Origin of the sequence: Marinobacter sp. LA51, from assembly GCF_030297175.1 — a bacterium.
Classification (GTDB): Bacteria; Pseudomonadota; Gammaproteobacteria; order Pseudomonadales; family Oleiphilaceae; genus Marinobacter; species Marinobacter apostichopi.
Window position 1 is genome coordinate 1615540 of sequence record NZ_AP028070.1, and the last position, 17911, is coordinate 1633450.

At 56.2% G+C, this 17911-nt stretch carries 18 protein-coding genes; 13 read left to right on the top strand and 5 right to left on the bottom strand.

From position 1 onward, the window contains the following. The first annotated feature begins 20 nt into the window (after positions 1-20). Both QUE89_RS07480 and QUE89_RS07485 read left to right on the top strand, forming a co-directional pair. Positions 21-1688: an AMP-binding protein gene (locus tag QUE89_RS07480; protein ID WP_286222574.1), complete on the top strand. Its 1668-nt coding sequence runs from the start codon at positions 21-23 to the stop codon at positions 1686-1688. Between the two features lie 130 nt (positions 1689-1818). Continuing rightward, on the top strand, positions 1819-2304 hold the full coding sequence (locus QUE89_RS07485; protein WP_286222575.1) for a thioesterase domain-containing protein: 486 nt from the start codon (positions 1819-1821) through the stop codon (positions 2302-2304). An 18-nt stretch (positions 2305-2322) separates the two neighbouring features. Here the strand turns inward: QUE89_RS07485 and QUE89_RS07490 are convergent, their stop codons facing one another. Both QUE89_RS07490 and QUE89_RS07495 read right to left on the bottom strand, forming a co-directional pair. After that, complete coding sequence (locus tag QUE89_RS07490) at positions 2323-4011, bottom strand: ABC transporter permease (protein WP_286222576.1); 1689 nt, start codon at positions 4009-4011, stop codon at positions 2323-2325. A 148-nt stretch (positions 4012-4159) separates the two neighbouring features. Further along, on the bottom strand, positions 4160-5176 hold the full coding sequence (locus QUE89_RS07495; protein ID WP_286222577.1) for a Fe(3+) ABC transporter substrate-binding protein: 1017 nt from the start codon (positions 5174-5176) through the stop codon (positions 4160-4162). Between the two features lie 182 nt (positions 5177-5358). On the opposite strand from QUE89_RS07495, the gene QUE89_RS07500 reads away from it, so the two are divergent. The 3 genes from QUE89_RS07500 (at position 5359) to QUE89_RS07510 (ending at position 7695) form a co-directional block, all read left to right on the top strand. Beyond that, complete coding sequence (locus tag QUE89_RS07500) at positions 5359-5637, top strand: PilZ domain-containing protein (protein ID WP_286222578.1); 279 nt, start codon at positions 5359-5361, stop codon at positions 5635-5637. Between the two features lies 1 nt (position 5638). Next, entirely contained in the window at positions 5639-6211 is a 573-nt protein-coding gene (locus QUE89_RS07505; protein ID WP_286222580.1) for a hypothetical protein, read from the top strand. A gap of 176 nt (positions 6212-6387) precedes the next feature. Further along, positions 6388-7695 carry a cyclic di-GMP phosphodiesterase gene (locus QUE89_RS07510; RefSeq protein WP_286222581.1) on the top strand — a complete coding sequence of 436 codons (1308 nt, stop codon included), beginning with the start codon at positions 6388-6390 and terminating at the stop codon, positions 7693-7695. Here the strand turns inward: QUE89_RS07510 and QUE89_RS07515 are convergent. Continuing rightward, on the bottom strand, positions 7685-8803 hold the full coding sequence (locus QUE89_RS07515; protein ID WP_286222583.1) for an organic solvent ABC transporter permease: 1119 nt from the start codon (positions 8801-8803) through the stop codon (positions 7685-7687). The genes QUE89_RS07510 and QUE89_RS07515 overlap by 11 nt on opposite strands. A 264-nt stretch (positions 8804-9067) precedes the next feature. Between QUE89_RS07515 and QUE89_RS07520 the strand changes: the two genes are divergently transcribed. Genes QUE89_RS07520 through queF form a run of 3 tightly spaced genes read left to right on the top strand, consistent with a single transcriptional unit; the run spans position 9068 to position 11621 of the window. Beyond that, positions 9068-10018 carry an ABC transporter ATP-binding protein gene (locus tag QUE89_RS07520; RefSeq protein ID WP_286222584.1) on the top strand — a complete coding sequence of 317 codons (951 nt, stop codon included), beginning with the start codon at positions 9068-9070 and terminating at the stop codon, positions 10016-10018. Then, positions 10015-10788: an ABC transporter permease gene (locus tag QUE89_RS07525; RefSeq protein WP_041338827.1), complete on the top strand. Its 774-nt coding sequence runs from the start codon at positions 10015-10017 to the stop codon at positions 10786-10788. The genes QUE89_RS07520 and QUE89_RS07525 overlap by 4 nt, the downstream gene beginning before the upstream one ends. A 14-nt stretch (positions 10789-10802) precedes the next feature. Then, the gene (gene queF, locus QUE89_RS07530) at positions 10803-11621 is read left to right on the top strand and encodes an NADPH-dependent 7-cyano-7-deazaguanine reductase QueF (protein ID WP_286222585.1); all 819 of its coding nucleotides are present in this window, start codon (positions 10803-10805) and stop codon (positions 11619-11621) included. A gap of 51 nt (positions 11622-11672) precedes the next feature. Here queF and QUE89_RS07535 read toward each other — a convergent pair whose 3' ends face one another. Then, positions 11673-13100: an adenylate/guanylate cyclase domain-containing protein gene (locus QUE89_RS07535; protein WP_286222586.1), complete on the bottom strand. Its 1428-nt coding sequence runs from the start codon at positions 13098-13100 to the stop codon at positions 11673-11675. Position 13101: 1 nt separating this feature from the next. Beyond that, the gene (locus QUE89_RS07540) at positions 13102-13413 is read right to left on the bottom strand and encodes an Mpo1-like protein (protein ID WP_286222588.1); all 312 of its coding nucleotides are present in this window, start codon (positions 13411-13413) and stop codon (positions 13102-13104) included. Positions 13414-13556: 143 nt separating this feature from the next. Here QUE89_RS07540 and QUE89_RS07545 point away from each other — a divergent pair, with 143 nt between their 5' ends. The 5 genes from QUE89_RS07545 (at position 13557) to QUE89_RS07565 (ending at position 17858) form a co-directional block, all read left to right on the top strand. Continuing rightward, positions 13557-14111, top strand: coding sequence for a nitroreductase family protein (locus QUE89_RS07545; RefSeq protein ID WP_286222590.1), 555 nt, complete (start codon positions 13557-13559; stop codon positions 14109-14111). Positions 14112-14350: 239 nt separating this feature from the next. Continuing rightward, positions 14351-14749, top strand: coding sequence for a flagellar basal body rod protein FlgB (gene flgB, locus QUE89_RS07550; protein WP_286222591.1), 399 nt, complete (start codon positions 14351-14353; stop codon positions 14747-14749). Between the two features lie 34 nt (positions 14750-14783). Then, complete coding sequence (flgC, locus tag QUE89_RS07555; protein WP_286222592.1) at positions 14784-15233, top strand: flagellar basal body rod protein FlgC; 450 nt, start codon at positions 14784-14786, stop codon at positions 15231-15233. 18 nt (positions 15234-15251) lie between these two features. Further along, the gene (locus QUE89_RS07560; protein WP_286222593.1) at positions 15252-15929 is read left to right on the top strand and encodes a flagellar hook assembly protein FlgD; all 678 of its coding nucleotides are present in this window, start codon (positions 15252-15254) and stop codon (positions 15927-15929) included. A gap of 27 nt (positions 15930-15956) precedes the next feature. After that, positions 15957-17858, top strand: coding sequence for a flagellar hook protein FlgE (locus tag QUE89_RS07565; protein ID WP_286222595.1), 1902 nt, complete (start codon positions 15957-15959; stop codon positions 17856-17858). Positions 17859-17911: the final 53 nt, after the last annotated feature.

The window sequence follows — 17911 nt, forward strand, 5'->3', positions numbered from 1 at the left end:
AACGAATGCAAGGAAGATCCATGGACACAACAAGCAAGCTTCCCCTGGATATGGTCTATCACTGGGAGAACACGAAGGCGAACTCCCTTTACATGACCCAGCCAATTGGTGATGGGAAAGTGGTGGAGTATACCTGGGGCAGAGCGGTAGATGAGGCTCGGCGTGTTGCGGCTTATCTGAAGTCGCTTAACCTCCCGGAAAAAAGCCGGATTGGACTGATCTCCAAGAACTGCGCCCAATGGGTAATGACTGACTGGGCCATCTGGATGGCTGGTCACATTTCTGTGCCTCTATACCCAACCCTGAATGCCGACACCGTCAATTACATCCTGAATCATGCCGAGTGCGATGTGCTGTTCGTCGGCAAGCTCGACGACTGGGATATGATGAAGCCTGGGGTGCCGGAGTCAGTGCGCTGCATCTCCTTCCCGCTGAGCCCACCCAATGATTTCGAATCCTGGGATGACATAGTTGCGAAGTACCCACCGCTGGAAGAGAACATACATCGCGATCCGGACGAGTTGGCGACCATTGTTTACACCTCCGGCAGCACAGGACGTCCCAAAGGCGTCATGCTGAGCTTCCGTAACATGGCCTTCTCTGCTGAAGGTGGAACGCAAGTGCTGGGTGTGGGTTCGGAAGAGCGGATGCTTTCCTATCTGCCCCTGGCCCACGTATTTGAACGAACTTTCGTTGAGCTTGGTTCACTATATACCGGTTTCCAGCTGTATTTCGCAGAGTCCCTGGATACCTTTGTTCAGGACCTACAGCGCGCTCAGCCCACGCTGTTCCTCTCCGTTCCCCGCCTGTGGGTGAAATTCCAGCACGGTGTTCTGCAAAAACTGCCGAAGCAGAAGCTGGAGCGGTTGATGAAGATTCCGGTGGTCAACAAGTTGATCAAGAAGAAGGTCCTCAAGGGTCTGGGCCTGAGCAAAGTCAAGCTGGCGGGCAGTGGCTCAGCGCCGTTATCCAGCGATGTGCTCGATTGGTATCGCAACCTCGGCCTTGAGTTGCTCGAAGGCTACGGTATGTCCGAGAACTTCGCGTACTCTCACATGAATAAACCGGGCCGCTCACGCACCGGTTATGTGGGTGAGGCGCTGCCGGGTGTGGACGTCAAGATCAGCGAGCAGGGTGAAGTGCTGGTTAAGAGCCCGGCTACCATGATGGGCTATTACAAAGACGAAGAGAAAACCCGCGAAACCTTCACCGACGATGGCTTCCTTAAAACCGGAGACAAAGGCGAGATTGACGAGATGGGCCGTCTGAAGCTGACCGGTCGCATCAAGGAAATCTTCAAGACCAGCAAGGGCAAGTACATCGCGCCTGCACCCATTGAGAATCGTCTGATGTCCCACGACGCCATCGAGATGGTGTGCGTGTCTGGTGCTAATCAGACCCAGCCTCATGCACTGGTAATGCTTGGTGATGAGGTTCGTCCGAAAACCGCGGATGAAAATTTCCGTAAGGAGTTGGAGGCCAGCTTCAAGACCCTGATTCAGGAGGTCAACAAAACAGTTGATCCCCATGAGCAGCTTGCCTTCATCACCGTGGTGAGCGATGAGTGGTCGATTGAAAACAGCTTCCTGACCCCGACCCTGAAGCTCAAGCGGAATGTGGTCGAAGACGCCTATCAGGAAAAGGTCGATAACTGGTACGCACAGCGCCAGCCGGTGATCTGGCAGTGATGCCACGATGACACCTGGAGTGCCTCAAAAAGCCCGGCAATGCCGGGCTTTTTGCTGTCTGGAACCGACGTAAGTCGCATAGGGAAAAGTGGGCTGCGGGCATAAACTGGATTAAGATCAGGAGGATGATATGAGTCGGCTGAGTCTTTTCCAGAAACGCATCAATAACGAAATCCCGTTGTCGGAGGCGTTGGGCATTCGGTTGATTTCCTGGGATGGTCACGCTCTGTTACTTGCGGCACCCCTGGAGCCAAATCGTAACCACCAGGGTACCGGATTCGGTGGTAGCGTCTATTCTGCTGCGGTTACCGCCGCCTGGGGCTTGACCGAGTTGGCGTTGGGGGATCTGGGTCTTACCGGAGCGGTTGTTGTGCAAAGCGGCAATATTGATTATCTGGATCCCGTTGATCAGGATTTCTATGTGATTTGCCGGCTGCCCGCGGGGGAGATTCCGCCACGGTTCCGGAAAAGTTTGGCCCGTCACGGCAAGGGGCGTCTGGATCTCACTGCGGAAGTCTTCTGCGGCGAGCCAACCACCCAGCCCGAGCGCGAGCCGGTAGCCGTTTTTCAGGGTCGCTTCGTGGTCAAGGACGTGCGTTCCCGGGTCAGTTCCTGAGCCGCTGGCCCTGCAGGCTTAACCCATTGTTCTGGTCTTGGAGATGGAACGGCTCATCAGAATGATGGGAATAATACCCGCCAACACGATAATCAGGGCCGGCAGCGCGCTGTGGTAAAGCCGCTCGTCGGAGGCGAACTGGTACACGTACGTCGCCAGTGTTTCGAAATTGAAGGGCCGCAGAATCAGTGTGGCTGGTAACTCCTTCATGCAATCGACGAACACCACCAACGCTGCTGTCATCAGTGTGCCGCGAAGCATCGGCAGGTGCACGCGCACTAGCGTTTTGCCCGGCGTGTGGCCGAGCGAGCGTGATGCCATGTCCATGCTGGGAGTAATTTTCTGCAAAGCACTCTCGACACTGCCAGCCGAAACCGCCAGAAAACGCACGGTGTAGGCGAATACCAGGGCAAAGGTCGAGCCACTCAGTAGTAGACCGGTACTGAAGCCGAATAGGTCCCTGGTCAGGCTGTCCAGCCAATTGTCGAAGCCTGCCAGAGGTACGATAACGCCCACCGCGAGTACGGCGCCCGGCATCGCATAACCAAGACTCGACAGGCGCATGAGCACCTGCATGCCTTTGGTGTCATGCAATCGGCGGCTGTACGCCAGGGTGATGCCGATCAGCAGTGTCGTGAGTGCGGCTGTGCCAGAAAGGAGCAGGCTGTTCAGGGTGTTCTGGATGAAATCCGTATTCCAGCTCTCGCCAAAGTATTCCCAGGCGTACAGACCAAGGGTGAAGCCGGGAATGAGGAAGCCGAACAGCACCGGAATGGCACAAACCGCCAGGCATGCATATTGTCTTGGGGCCGACATGGTAAAGCGCCGGATGGGATCGCGGTTGTCGCGTGCGGCGAACTGTTGCTGTCGGCGCCGTGAATAACGCTCCAGCGTTACCAGGATAACCACGAAAATCAGCATGGTGGTCGCAATCTGGGCGGCGCCGCCCAGATTGCCCAGGTTCATCCAGGTGTCGAAGAGGCCGGCAGTCAGGGTTTGGACCGCAAAGAAGTCCACGGTCCCGAAGTCGTTCAGGGTTTCCATCAGTACCAGAGACAGACCCACCGCCACGGCCGGTCGGGCGATCGGCAGAACCACCCGGAAAAAGGTGCTCAGGGCGGAGTGCCCGAGGCTGCGGCTGACCGCAAACAGCGAAGGCGACTGCTCCAGGAACGCGGCCCGTGCCAGCAGGTACACGTAGGGATAGAGCACCAGTCCGATCATCAGGATGGCGCCTTCGAGGCTGCGAATTTCCGGGAACCAGTAGTCACTGGCGTTCTCCCAGCCGAACCAGTCCCGCAGATTCCTTTGGACCGGTCCGGCATAGTCCAGCAAGCTGGTGTAGACATAGGCGATGACGTAGGCGGGTACGGCGAAGGGCAGCAGCATCGCCCATTCGAAAAAGCGTCGGCCGGGGAATTCGCACATGGTGACGGCCCAGGCAGACGATAACCCGATGACCAGAGTCAATGCGCCCACGCCAAGCATCAACTGCAGTGTGGTTGAGAGGTAGCGGGGTAGGGTGGTATCCAGCAGGTGAGGCCAGATATTCTCTTCCGGGAAAAAGGCGAGGAAGATTACTGAGAGTACCGGCAGCGCTACGATCGTGGTCGTCAGGAAGGCGGCAATGAGCCAGTGCCGAGAGGTGCGTTTCGCCAGCAGGGGTTCGGTTAACCCTGGGTCAACTCTGCTAACGGCCTCGGTCATAGCGGTCCTGCGATTAGTACGAAATGAGAATGGCTGCCGATTGTAGACAGCTGAGGTGCTGCCTGCAATGGACAGACGTTGCTCACCACGATTAACAGGGGGCTATGAGAGCCGGCGTCGAACTTGGGCGACGCCGGCCCGGTTCCGGTTACTCGCCGTCGTAATCGACGCGGTCAACCAGCTTTACGACCGCGTTGCGGTTATTTGCAATTTCCTGCAGGGACAGCTGATCCGGGTTGATCTCGCCCCACTCAGCGACCAGGCCAGACGGTTGAACGTCAGGATTTGCCGGGTACTCGGTGTTGGCTTCCGCATAGATGCGCTGAGCTTCAGCCGACGACAGGAATTCCATCAGTTTGATGGCATTGTCACGATTTGGCGCGCTCTTGGTTAGCGCAATACCGCTGATGTTCACGTGGGTGCCACGACCCTCGGCATTTGGGAACACCAGTCGAACTTGCTCGGCAATGGCGCGCTGGTTCTCGTCCTGCAGCATGTTGCCGTAGTAATAGCTGTTGCCGATGGAAATGTCGCACACGCCCTCAGCAATCGCTTTGATCTGGTCACGGTCGCCGCCCTGGGGCTTGCGGGCGAGATTATCCTTCAGGCCTTCCAGCCAGGCTTTGGTGTCTGCTTCACCGTGATGAGCCAGCATCGAGGAGAACAGCGCGATATTGTATGGATGCTTGCCACTCCGTGTGCAGATGCGGTCATTCCACTTGTCATCGGCCAATTGCTCATAGGTGGTGATTTCGCCTTCTTCAACACGCTCCCTGGAGGTGAAGATCAGACGACCCCTGGTGGTCAGTGCGAACCACTTACCTTCGGGATGACGAAGGTTTTCAGGAATGTTCTCGTTAAGAACGTCATTTTCGACGCCCTGAACAAGATCGCGCTCAACCAGCTCGTTAATGCGGGAGATATCTACCGTCATCACCACGTCAGCAGGACTGTTGCGCCCTTCACGCTCCAGCCGCTCGGCCAGGCCTTTTTTCGCAAAGACGACATTCGCATCGATACCCGTTTCCTGCTCAAAGGCGTTCAGGAGTGGTTCCAGAAGATAGGCCTGGCGATAGGAGTAGATATTGACGTCGCCCTCGGCGGAAGCGGCGAGGGGCAGCGCAGTCAAAGTCATGGCTGCAGCAGCTGCGAGCTTCATGTGCATGGTCGTATCCTTGTGGCAAGATAATGTGGCTGTGTTAAGCGTAAGTGCACTTGGAATTAAAACGTCAACCATTCTCATTTGTATTGGTTCAGTAGTCAATATTATCGGTGGTCTATTTAACTGAAAATGGTGTTATGCTTCGGAAGACTATAAAAACTATGTAAAAAGTAGTGGGCAAGCCGATGACAGGGATCGACAGAAGAGAGTACATCCGCACTGCGATGAGCGCCAAAGTAAAGGTGGTACATCCGGAATTGGGTGAATTTACGTTTTCCACCCGGGACATTTCGGATGGTGGCGTGTTTATTATTGTTGATGCTCAGCCGTTCGAGCCAAGCATAGGTGATACTGTGACCGTTCAGGTCCAGGGCCTTCCGGTGCCTGCTCCGGTGCTTGAAATGGTGGTGGTGCGAAGAACCAATGACGGCCTGGGACTGCAGTTCGAACTCAGGGGCGCTTAGCATGAAAGGGCTGTGCCTGATGCTTGTCGCCGCCGTCAGCTCCGGTTGTGCTTCCTATCACTCCCATTATGCAATGTTTCCTGCCGAGAATTCTGCAGGAGAACCCCGTCAAATCCGACTGTCATGGCAAAGCGCCGATTACCCGAGCTGGTGGTTTGTCAGTGACAAGGCCACTGCAATTCGGGTTGAAACCCAATGCAGTGAGCGGGTGTGGAGGTTGCGAGACAGCGCTGATCCCCAAGCCGGAGAGTGTGGCACAGGTATCCGCGCGTGCGGTGAGGTCGGCCAGGACCTGCACGCGCCGAGTGGCAAATTGGCTACAGATGGCGTGCGCTGCATGGTGGCGGAACCCTCCGATCCTCAGGCCAGAGTTGCAGAAATTGGGGGCAGCCTTGACCTTCTCGTTTCCTGTGTTCCGGCTTCCACGACGGTGAAGGCAGGTGACGAAGAACGTAACCTTGACTACCTGCGGGCCTCTCCGGTTCCTTATACCGTGTATGTCCGAAAAGCGCCGCGTGGCTCCCTTCGCGCTAAAATGCCGGAATTTGATGGCTCGGTGTGTGACGCAAAGTGACACATTTTGACGTTACCGTGTGACCGTCATCACACTCCTACATTTTGTTTCCTTCTGAGTTAAAACGTTACCCTTCGTCGCTCTCTGGTTACTTCGTGCTACCAAACTGTTATGGACTCTGTTGGTCACTCCGCCAAAATGGTAACCATCGAAAAGTTTCCGTATTGAGGTGACCTGTGGGCGTCCAGCAAAAGAAAATTGCGGTGCATGATCTGGAAGTGGGCATGTTTGTGTCTGATCTGGATAAGCCCTGGCACCAGACTCCTTTCCCCATCCAGGGATTTCATGTCCGGTCCCAAGACGATGTTCGGGCCCTGGCCTCACACTGCAAGTGGGTGATAGTCGACGTTACCGAAGTGCGAGGTGAGCGGGAGTCCACTGAAGGCGGGGCTCCCCGTTTTGGCCGCAAATCTGGTCGCCGCGGCCAGGGCCGTGATGTCCTGCAGTTGCCGCCGCTGACGATCCGTGAGCCGGTTCGCTACGAAGAATTGACCACCCTGAAAAAAGAGGCCAAAGCGTCAAAACGTCTTCTGGACGATGCGGATATTGCGCTTCATCGGCTATTCGACACGTTGAGGGTCAACGGAGTGGTTGATCTCAAGCCTATTGCCGAAGTCACCAGCAAGATGGTGAGTAGCGTGGTGCGTCAACCTGATGCCTTACTGTTGCTGAGTCGAACGCGTCAGCATGACGATTATGTCTACCGGCATGCCCTGAACACATCCGTATGGGCTCTGGTGTGCGGTCGACACCTGGGGCTCAACGAAGGCCTTATGAACCACCTCGGGCTGGGCTGCCTCCTGTCGCAGGTGGGTAAGAGTGCATTGTCAAAAGAGCTTCTGAGTCGGGAAGGTCAGTTGGATGCCAGCGAATACGCCCAGTATCGAGAGTACGTAGACAAGGGGGTGGAGATGCTCTCCGACAGCGGCCTGTCTCGGGCTGTCCTGAGCGTTGTTCAGGGACATCGTGAGCGCCATAACGGCTCTGGTTTCCCGGAAGGTGTCCGTGGTGACCGCATTCCGCTACTGGCCAAGATTGCGGGTATCGCCGAATTTTTTGAATCCCTGATTGGCCCCAGAGAAGCTGCCGTGCCGGTCACGCCGGACAAGGCCGTCGCGCTGTTGTATGAAATGAGGAACATCGAGTTTCAGGATGATCTGGTGGAGAACTTCATTCAGTCCATTGGCATCTACCCAACGGGCAGCCTGGTGGAACTCTCGGACGGACAGCGTGGCATGGTGATGTCACATTCCCCGGAGCGCCGCTTGTGGCCGCGCATTATGTTGATGACCGACAGCGACAGCAATCCGTTGAAGTCGGCTAAGATCATCGACCTTGCCCGGTACAATGAAACCAGGGCGGCTGATGAGGCCGTTACCATTCGGGAGTGCCTACCCCACGGCACGGAAGACCTGGATCCGTCGCGTTATGACGTGACCGGAGCGGACTCTCGCTGGAGCTTGAACCGTTTGATCAGCGGATGACTACCCGCAACTGTTTGCGAATCCATCGATAAGTATCTTCCGGGCGGAAACTGACCACCAGCTCAGACTCTCCGCCCGCGTCTCCCGCAACAAAGTAGTCGAATTCGGCTTCCTGCCAGTTGGTGGCGTGAATGGCGACCTGATCCGTTCGCGTGCTGATGGCTTCGATATTGACTATTTCCGGGGCTCCGCCAATTTTTCGAATGCGCACAGACTGCACTCCGGTATCGCTGGCCGTATGGCTGGCAACGTCCTCATCCAGGTAATAGCGGTTCGCCACCGCTGTTGTTATGGCTTTGAGTTCCCGGGAAAGATACGACTCCAGGTCATTCGCCAGTGTGTCGTCTAGAGTTCGGATGGCGTCGAGGATGCGATCACGGGTGTTTTCCAGGTCCTCTTTATAGGTAACATTCGGGTCTCGATCGCTTTCGTTTTCCGGCCGGGAAGGCGCCAGTTCTATTTCCTCCTTTGTTGGCGGTTCGTCACATAAAGAATGACCTTCCGGGTAGAAACAGATTTCTGCCAGTAACCGGTTGGCGGGTGAGACGTCCTCATCCGAACCGGTGAACGCCGCTTCGCTGACGCTGAAGTTGATCGGTTCAGGCAGGTTGGGCAGGGCAGCGTTCAGCTGGCTTAGGACCCTTTCCCGGATGTCGATGCCCTGGCCCTTAGACACGTCTCCCGTCCAGTTCAGGCTCATCAGAAATCGGGTGATATTTCTCAGTTCCGCGTTATCCAGCTGCAACTGCTCTCTGATGGTGTGAGTGCTCAAGCCTTCATCGTCGGTTGCGGGATCGGTCAGAGCTGCGCGGACACCGGGTACAAACTCCAGGAGGGTGACGTACTTCTGGGTGGGAACATCTTGAACGAGAGCCAAGTCACCGACCCAAAGGCTGAGGGTTTCGCCCGGATAATAGCGAAATTCGCCATTGGCATTGGTAGTGCCACGTTGGCTCTGGGTCTGATAGGTCAGTCCGCTGAAGCCGTTGTAATTAAGCCGGCCGACCCTGGTGTCGTTGCTGTCGGAGCCGCCGTCGTCCAGGCATCCGGTGAGGGCGAGGGTAATTACCAGGGTCGCTGACAATCGATTCAGGTGGGCAGATCTCATGGTTTGCTTCGGTTCCCGGTGCGCGGGCGTCACGCTCCAATCGAAGAGTGAGCTCGTCGTTTGTAAGTTGTTGTAACCGGATTATAGGGATGGGGTGCTGCGGATATCGGGATACTCGTCGCAGTTTCCGTTTTTGCCTCGGATTCCGACGGCGGGTTTTGCACCTTGAAATAACCCGAGCTGCCACAATCAATAGCACTCTAAACGTTGGCCCCGGTGGATGTTCCTGCCGGGGGATAAGTGCCGCGGAATTCAGGATGGTTTATGTCCCACGCTCTTGAGATTGAAGGTCTGATCAAGACCTACGGTGATGGTTTCGAAGCCCTGAAGGGAATCGACCTGTACGTCGCCGAAGGTGATTTCTTTGCATTGCTCGGACCCAACGGTGCCGGCAAATCCACCACGCTGGGGATTGTCTGTTCACTGGTTAATAAGTCCGCCGGCAAGGTTCGAGTTTTCGGCAAGGACATAGATACCCACTTGTCCGATGCCAAGCTGAACCTCGGCGTGGTGCCCCAGGAATTCAATTTCAACCAGTTTGAGAAGGTCTTCGACATTGTTACGACCCAGGCCGGCTATTACGGCATTCCGCTCAAACAGGCGTCGGTGTCGGCCGAGAAATACCTCAAGAAACTGGGTTTGTGGGAGAAGCGGGACACGCCTGCGCGTATGTTGTCCGGCGGCATGAAGCGGCGGCTGATGATTGCGCGGGCCCTGGTTCATGAGCCCAAGCTGCTGATTCTGGATGAGCCGACCGCGGGAGTGGATATCGAGCTGCGTCGATCTATGTGGGCCTTCCTTGAGGAGATGAACCGCCAGGGCACCACCATTATCCTGACCACTCACTACCTGGAGGAAGCGGAAGCCCTGTGCCGCAACATCGCCATCATTGATCACGGGCGGATTCTGAAAAACACCAGCAAGAAAGACCTGTTGCAGGAACTGAGTGTCGAGACCTTCGTGCTGGATACCGCCACACCGTTGTCATCAGCACCAGAGCTGGCGGATTTTGCCACGCGCATTGATGGGGAAGGGGCGCTGGAACTGGACGTGCAGAAGGGCCAGGGCTTGAATCAGGTATTCGTTCAGTTGGACAAGTTGGATATCAAGGTAGTCAGTATGCGAACCAAGGCCAACCGCCTCGAAGAATTGTTTATTCGTATGGTGGAGGAAAACGCCTCGGAATCAAAAAATAGCCTGGAGGGTGTCGCATGAGGGCCCAGGCGCTAGCTACCGCATTCAATACCATTGTTACCCGGGAAATCCGCCGTTTTACCCGAATCTGGGCCCAGACCCTGCTGCCGCCTGCGGTCACCATGACCCTGTACTTCATCATTTTTGGCAACCTCATTGGCTCGCGCATCGGTGAGATGGGCGGCTTCGACTACATGGCGTTTATCGTTCCTGGTCTGATCATGATGGCAGTGATCACCAACTCCTACGCCAATGTGGTGTCGTCGTTCTTCTCAATGAAGTTCCAGCGCAGCATAGAGGAACTGCTGGTTTCACCGGTTCCGAACTGGGTCATCCTGGCTGGATATGTATGCGGCGGAATGGCCCGCGGGCTTGGCATCGGCCTGATCGTCACCCTGCTGTCGCTGGCGTTTACCAGTCTGACCATTCACAGTCTGCCGATGATGGTGGTGACGGTGTTTCTGACGTCTGCGTTGTTTTCCCTTGGCGGTTTTATCAACGCCATGCTGGCCACGAAGTTCGACGACATCTCCATCGTGCCGACCTTCGTGCTGACACCGCTGACTTATTTGGGCGGTGTTTTCTACAGTATCGATATGCTGCCGGAGTTCTGGCAGGGCGTGTCCATGGCCAACCCGATTCTGTACATGGTTAATGGTTTCCGGTTTGGTATTCTCGGGGTCTCGGACGTTAATCCGTTCGTATCTCTTGGTATGATTCTGGTCTTTATTTCCCTGCTGGCGTTCATTGCCCTGAAAATGCTGGCCCGGGGCAAAGGCATCCGTCACTGATCTCAGGAAGTTTTATGGCGCTTCAAAACGCACCGCTGGGGAAGGCCAGCGAATACCCGGATCGGTACGATCCGTCTCTGCTATTTCCGGTTGCCCGGGACGAAAACCGTCGCCGGATTGGGCTGGGCGATGGTCGCTGGCCATGGTTTGGAGAAGATCTATGGCAGGCCTGGGAAGTGTCCTGGCTTCGTTTAAGTGGTGTGCCGGCAGTAGCTTGGGCGGAAATCCGATTTCCGGCCGCATCGCCGTCCATCATTGAATCCAAGTCCCTCAAGCTGTACCTGAATTCGTTCAACCAGAGCGCCTTTTCATCGCCTGAGCAGGTTGCCAAAACCATCACCGATGACCTTTCCAGCGCCTGCGGTGCCGCCGTTCAGGTTGATATGAAGAGCGTGGATGAGCCGGGTGATGCTTTTGGCAGGCCTCAGGGGTACGAGCTTATTGACGACGAGCCGGTCAGTGACGTGGTTTACGAGTATGCCCCGAAGTCGCTGAGTGCCAGCGATGAAGTCGTTACAGAGAAACTGTGTTCGCATCTCCTGAAGAGTAATTGTCCTGTGACTGGGCAGCCCGACTGGGCCACGCTCATGGTTAGCTATACTGGGCCAAAAATTGATCGGGCGGGACTGCTTAAATACGTTGTCAGTTTCCGGCAGAAGCAGGATTTCCACGAACACTGCGTGGAAACGGTGTTTACGGATCTAATGGCACAGTGCCAGCCGGAAAAGCTCATGGTATGTGCCCGCTATACACGAAGAGGCGGGTTGGATATCAATCCCTGGCGCGCCACCGAACCTGCACAGGAGAGCGGCGGCAGGCTGGTTCGTCAGTAGCGGCAGATTAAAGGAAAAGACGGGAGTGGGAGGGGCGCATTTGGAAAGATCTCAGGATGCGCCTTCTTCCTGGCGAAGCCGGTCGGCGGCATCCTCGAGGGCAGCCAGGATGGCCTCCCGTTCTTTCTCGGTCACCTTGTCCGAATCCAGGTACATGGCAAACCCATTATGCTCATGTTCGAGAAAGCTGCGGTGGGGCCCCATATCCCTGCGGAAATCGACCACTTCGTAAATGGGAACGGGTTTGCCGAAGCCCTTCACCGTAATCTCCCCTTTATCCCGGCACATGATCTTGTCTTTGATGAGCGAGAAGGTTTCGTAGGAGATCAGGATCTCACCAGGTTCGGCAAGCGATTCCAGTCGGCTGGCCAGATTCACTTCCTTGCCGATGATGGTGTAGTCCATCCGGTTTTCGGCGCCAAAGTTGCCCACAGTGGTATACCCGGTGCTAATCCCCATGCGGATCTGCAAGGGTGTCTTGATGCCCTGACTGCGCCATTTCTGACGCATGATCTTCATGTGTTTGCGCATCTCAACCGCCATTGAAACGCAGGCAAAGGCGTCCTCTCGTTGGCCACGGCTGGTGGGGTCGCCAAAGAACACCATGATCGAATCGCCGACGAATTTGTCGATGGTGCCGCCGTACTTCAGCGCCACTTCTGACATTTCGTTGAAGTAGTGGTTCAGGAGTTCTGTCAGCGCCTCCGGCTCCATTTCTTCCGACAGCTCTGTAAAACCCTTGATATCGGAAAAGAACACGGCCAGTTTCTTGCGCTGGGTTTCAAGCCGAACGTCGCGCTCACCGGTGAAAATCGATTGCCAGACCTGGGGTGACAGGTACTTGGACAGTTTGTGGGAGAGTGCGATGGATTGTTCGCGCTGATTCTGGATTTGGGTTTTGGCCAGCATCAGCGCCTGGGCCTGTTGGTGCGAATAGTAGGCAGTGAGGCAGATATAAAGGCCGGTGGCGCAAATGGCGAGAATGCTGGTCAGCAGTGGTGATTCCAGCGACTCGGAAGGCCCGACAATGGCGACGGAGGCCGCAATGGCCGCGGCCATAAAGATGCTGCCCAGAAACCATTGCCGGATGCCGCCAACGATAAGGCAGCTGAACATCAGCATCAGGACAACAGACACCGATGGTATGGCCACCAACCCGATACAACCAATAAAGGCGCCGCCAACCATGCAATCGAAAATCAGCATCTTATGACGGATACGGGGCGAGTGCTGGAGGAAGGTGCGGCGGGTCAGTGCGTGAGCGACGTGCGGCCAGGTCAGGGCGCCCGCCACCAGCCACAACAACCATTGCTCGAAGGCTCCCTGGAGCGCGCCAGTAACAATAATGACGGCAGTAGCAGTGTAGGCAAGAATCCGGCCGTTATAGTCCGGCATAGGAGGAATCACCACAGGATGATTGTGATGATCCATGGGCAATGCGCTGCTGGGGCTGCGCAGCTCCGGCGTTACGCTTACCATGCTAGAAGCGAATCCGGCCAATGAGCATATCCCTGAACATGACCCAATCGCCTGCAAGGCTGTACAGCGGATGTTTAAACGTAGCGGGTCGGTTTTTCTCAAACTTGAAATGGCCAACCCAGGCGAAGCCGTAACCAATGACCGGCACCAGCAGCAGCCACGCCAGCCTCCCGGACATTAGCGCCCAGGCTGTGACGATCAGAACCAACAGACTGCCAACGAAGTGAAGCCGACGACACGTAACGTCGCTGTGTTCTTCGAGGTAGTAAGGATAGAATTCGGAAAAGTTGTTAAACGTTTGTTGCTCACTCATGGTGCTGCTACTAAGTTGTTTTTAAATTTTTAGGTAGGCCGGACTACGACTAAAGGTTAGCAGTATTAGGTGTAACCCACAATTCACCTGAGCTCCAAACTATGACCAAGATTCCTGAAACCCTTATCCGATAGCGAGACGATATGACCGCAGTCAGCGAATTTCTGCTCAACCGGGCTTCCGAGCCAAGGCTGGAGGCACCGGCACCCGATTCTGAAACCCTGGAGCGAGCCTTTGCCTGTGCCGCCCGGGCGCCTGATCATGCACTCCTTCGCCCCTGGCGCTACCTGATCATCGAAGGCGAGGGGCTAAAGGCCCTGGGTGACCTGTTTGCGTCTACCTGTGCCAATAACAGTGACGAGCAGGCAATCGAAAAGCTGCGCAGGGCACCGCTGAGGGCGCCGATGGTTATCGTAGGAATTGCCTCTCCGACGCCCCATCCCAAGGTGCCGGAAGTTGAGCAGATTATGTCTGCAGCAGCCGGCATGAGTTTTCTGGAACTGGCCCTGCAGGAAGCCGGATTTGGTGTCATGTGGCGCACCGGGAGTCCGGCCTATCACACCCAGGTGCACCAGGGGCTGGGTCTCAGTGAGACCGAATCAATCGTCGGCTTTCTCTACACGGGTACGGTGTCGTCGGAAAAGCCTCCGGTGCCAAGGCCGGAAACCCCCGATTTTGTCCAGCACTGGAACGGCTGAGCCAGGCAGCTGATAGCGACCGCATCCCCCGGCCCGCTGGTCGGGGGAAACAGTTTGCCGCTTTCCCGAAGTAGTCATTGGTTTTGCCCCATCTTTTCAGTGCCTTCCTTGCCTCAATCCCTCGTTTCGCCGCTTCCTGGCTAGCTTTTCCAATTCTGGCATCTGCTTTGCTTTAACCCTGTCAAAGAGCACAACCGGCAATTTTGGCCGGCAGACGAGTGCAGAATTTGGGAGGCAGTATGGCAATTTCATTTGATAACGCTCTGGGAGTTCACGCTCAGGCGCTGGAAGCCCGGGTAAAGCGGGCGGAAGTGTTGGCGAACAACCTCGCCAATGCCGACACCCCGGGTTACAAGGCGCGGGACGTCGATTTCCAGGCGATGATGCAGAAAGCTCAGCAGAGCGTTTCCGGATTTGAAATGGCCAAGACGGACGATGGTCACATGGACACGTCCACAGAGTCTGCCAGCGGAGATCTGCTATACCGCACCCCGCACCAGCCATCACTGGACGGCAACACTGTTGACGCCCAGCAGGAGCAGTCCCGGTTCATGCGCAACGCCATGGATTACCAGGCCAGCTTCCAGTTTCTGAGCAGCAAATTTTCCGGGCTGACCAAAGCCATCAAGGGCGAGTAAGCCGCAGCGACGCGATTAGCGAAGGAGAGAGATCATGTCATTAGGCAGCATTTTTGACATCGCCGGGTCCGGCATGACCGCGCAGTCATTGCGGCTGAACACCACGGCTTCCAACATTGCCAATGCTGAAACCGCCAGTTCCAGTACCGAAGAAACCTACCGGGCACGCAAGCCGGTTTTTGCCGCCATCCAGCAGTCCATGCTTAACCCGGATCAGCAGAACCTTGGAATGGGCGGGCAGCAAGGTCCTGGTGCCGGTGTTCGTGTGGAGGGCGTGGTTGAGAGCCAGGCCGATCTGCAGATGCGTTATGAGCCGCAGCACCCTGCGGCCAACGAAGAGGGCTATGTGTTCTACCCGAACGTTAACGTGGTGGAAGAGATGGCCGACATGATGTCCTCCTCGCGCAGCTACCAAATGAACGTGGATATCATGAATACCGCCAAATCCATGATGCAGCGCATTCTGACGCTGGGTCAGCAGTAATCTGGTGAGGAGCACGCAATGAGCGCAATTAACGCAACAGACGCTTCCGATGTTCTGAGCCAGTACCAGCTCAAGCAACAGAGCGGTGCCGAGGGCAACAGTGAGCTCGGCAGAAACGAATTCATGGAGCTGATGCTGGCCCAGCTGAAAAATCAGAATCCGCTGGAGCCTCAGGACAACGGCGAATTTATCTCCCAGTTGGCCCAGTTCAGTTCACTGGAGGAAATGCAGAAGCTGTCCGGCAATGTTGACGATGTGGTTGGTCAGTTTCGCTCAACGCAGGCACTGCAGGCCTCGGCCATGGTCGGCAAGAGCGTGCTGGCACCGTCTCAGATTGGGGTGTTGGGGGCTGAGGGCGTGGTTGATGGAACCATTGAGGTACCGGCATCCACCGGTGGCCTGCGGCTTTCAGTTCAGAATCAGCAGGGCGAACTGGTGCGTCAGATTGACCTGGGTAGCAGTCCGGCGGGCGTGAAGTCGTTTAGCTGGGATGGCCAGGACGGCAACGGCAACCAATTGCCGCCGGGGCCTTACCGGATTGTTGCGGAAGCTTCCTATCCGGAAGGCCAGCAGCAACTGTCGACCATGGTTAGCGCCAACGTTGACAGCGTCTCCCTGGGCCAGGGCGGTTCAGTGACATTGAATCTCGCGGGTATGGGCTCGATCGCCCTGTCCGATGTCAAGCAAATTAACTAATACCGGTGTCAGACCAAGGGGTGAATCATGGCATTTAACACAGGGCTCAGTGGCCTCCGGGCAGCATCGGTGGATCTGGACGTCACCGGCAACAATATTGCCAACGCCAGTACCGTCGGTTTTAAAGGCAGCAAGGCGCAGTTTGGTGATCTTTACGCCAGCGGCTTTTTGGGTGCCGGAAACAGTACTGTGGGCGACGGCGTGCGCGTTCAGGACGTTAAGCAGTCTTTCAGTCAGGGCAATGTCAGTTTTACGGACAGCGGCCTGGACATGGCGATCAGTGGTGATGGCTTCTTCATCCTGAATAACGGTGGCGAGACTCGCTATTCACGGGCAGGGCAGTTCGGCATCGATAAGGACGGCTTTGTCACCAACAACCAGAACATGCGTGTTCAGGGCTTCACCGCCGATGGCGATGGTAATCTGTCCGGTATCCGTGGAGATTTGCAGGTATCAACCGACAATCTGGCGCCACGCCGTACCACCAGCCTGTCATCAGACCTGAACCTGGATTCCCGCGAGCCGGTACTCGAAACCCGGGTTCGGGATATTGGGCCGCTGGCGTTTACCGACATATCGGGTGAAACCTTCAATGTTCAGTACACCGACGGTACGCCTGACGTTTCGGTTGATCTGACGGCAGCGACCACCGCACGAGAAGCCGCTGCGGCCCTGAACAATGCTCCGGGATTGAGTGCGTCAGCCACGACCACGGCAACAACGGCTTTGGACGATGCCTACATTACCTCGGCCGGTGCGAGCAACTTTGCCTTCAGCCTCAGCGTTAATGGTGCTCCGTTGGCGCTGGATACCAGCAATATTACATCGCTGCAGGATCTGGTGGATTCCATCAATAACTCCAGCGAAACGTCGATTTCTGCGTCGGCCGTGGACGACGGTACCGGTACCAATGTCCTGCGCGTTATCCACAACCAGGGCGACACTCTGACCTACCGCTATGACGATGATGGCGAGCTGGGTACAGACACCGATGCGGATGTTTCAGTTCAGGGCGATATCAACGCCACGGCAGATCGTGTGGTAGCCGGCATTGTTGATCCCGCTGACGGTGATTTCGAGACGGCCTTCAACACCTCGCCGATTCGGATTACCAACGAGTTTAATCCCCAGGATCAGCGCACCTACAACCATGCGACCTCGACCACCATTTACGACAGCCTCGGTAACTCCCACGAGCTGACCCAGTTCTATGTGAAAGAGCCGTCTCCGGGTGCCGGTGTAGGTACCAGTGAGTGGTCGGTTTACGTTGAGATCGACGGTGAGCTGGTTGCTGGAACAGACACCACGCCGTTCACTGCGCGTTTCGACCAGAACGGTAACCTGCAGTCCATCGACGGTGATCCCGCCGGTGAGTTTGTGGTGGATGACTGGGTTCCGAAAGACAGCAACGGTCAGCCCAATGGCGCTGATGGTCCGCCCGCCGCTGGCACCGCGGTTGTGACACCGATTCCTGAGCCTCCCACATCGTCGGCGTTTGTGGTCAATCTGTCGGATACCACCCAGTATGGCGCTGCGTTTGGGGTCAATGACCAGCAGCAGAATGGTTACACCACGGGCCGGTTGTCCGGTCTGGATGTTTCGGGTACTGGTGTTATCTTTGCCCGGTACACCAATGGTCAATCCCAGTCGCTGGGACAGGTGGCTCTGGCGTCCTTCAACAACACCAACGGGCTGTCGCCGGTAGGGGATACCTCCTGGGTCGAGACCTTCGAGTCTGGACAGCCGATCTTTGGTGCTCCGGACACTGGCACCCTTGGTTCTATCCAGGCCAGTTCCGTTGAGGAATCCAACGTCGATCTGTCGGCAGAGCTGGTGAACCTGATCATTGCCCAGCGCAATTACCAGGCCAATGCCAAGACCATTGAAACCTCTGATGCGGTCACCCAGACCATCATCAACCTCCGCTAGACTTCTGCTTAACCCTTAAGCGATAAACATGGCACAACTCCTGCAGGAAGACT

What these genes read in the sequence shown, in the direction of transcription:
- QUE89_RS07560 (WP_286222593.1), top strand. Translation starts at nt 15,252, where the DNA reads ATGAGCGCAATTAACGCAACAGACGCTTCCGATGTTCTGAGCCAGTAC.
- QUE89_RS07500 (WP_286222578.1), top strand. Translation starts at nt 5,359, where the DNA reads ATGACAGGGATCGACAGAAGAGAGTACATCCGCACTGCGATGAGCGCC.
- QUE89_RS07485 (WP_286222575.1), top strand. Translation starts at nt 1,819, where the DNA reads ATGAGTCGGCTGAGTCTTTTCCAGAAACGCATCAATAACGAAATCCCG.
- QUE89_RS07535 (WP_286222586.1), bottom strand. Translation starts at nt 13,100, where the DNA reads ATGGTAAGCGTAACGCCGGAGCTGCGCAGCCCCAGCAGCGCATTGCCC.
- queF (WP_286222585.1), top strand. Translation starts at nt 10,803, where the DNA reads ATGGCGCTTCAAAACGCACCGCTGGGGAAGGCCAGCGAATACCCGGAT.
- QUE89_RS07480 (WP_286222574.1), top strand. Translation starts at nt 21, where the DNA reads ATGGACACAACAAGCAAGCTTCCCCTGGATATGGTCTATCACTGGGAG.
- QUE89_RS07525 (WP_041338827.1), top strand. Translation starts at nt 10,015, where the DNA reads ATGAGGGCCCAGGCGCTAGCTACCGCATTCAATACCATTGTTACCCGG.
- QUE89_RS07545 (WP_286222590.1), top strand. Translation starts at nt 13,557, where the DNA reads ATGACCGCAGTCAGCGAATTTCTGCTCAACCGGGCTTCCGAGCCAAGG.
- QUE89_RS07515 (WP_286222583.1), bottom strand. Translation starts at nt 8,803, where the DNA reads ATGAGATCTGCCCACCTGAATCGATTGTCAGCGACCCTGGTAATTACC.
- QUE89_RS07490 (WP_286222576.1), bottom strand. Translation starts at nt 4,011, where the DNA reads ATGACCGAGGCCGTTAGCAGAGTTGACCCAGGGTTAACCGAACCCCTG.
- QUE89_RS07495 (WP_286222577.1), bottom strand. Translation starts at nt 5,176, where the DNA reads ATGCACATGAAGCTCGCAGCTGCTGCAGCCATGACTTTGACTGCGCTG.
- flgC (WP_286222592.1), top strand. Translation starts at nt 14,784, where the DNA reads ATGTCATTAGGCAGCATTTTTGACATCGCCGGGTCCGGCATGACCGCG.
- flgB (WP_286222591.1), top strand. Translation starts at nt 14,351, where the DNA reads ATGGCAATTTCATTTGATAACGCTCTGGGAGTTCACGCTCAGGCGCTG.
- QUE89_RS07520 (WP_286222584.1), top strand. Translation starts at nt 9,068, where the DNA reads ATGTCCCACGCTCTTGAGATTGAAGGTCTGATCAAGACCTACGGTGAT.
- QUE89_RS07505 (WP_286222580.1), top strand. Translation starts at nt 5,639, where the DNA reads ATGAAAGGGCTGTGCCTGATGCTTGTCGCCGCCGTCAGCTCCGGTTGT.
- QUE89_RS07565 (WP_286222595.1), top strand. Translation starts at nt 15,957, where the DNA reads ATGGCATTTAACACAGGGCTCAGTGGCCTCCGGGCAGCATCGGTGGAT.
- QUE89_RS07540 (WP_286222588.1), bottom strand. Translation starts at nt 13,413, where the DNA reads ATGAGTGAGCAACAAACGTTTAACAACTTTTCCGAATTCTATCCTTAC.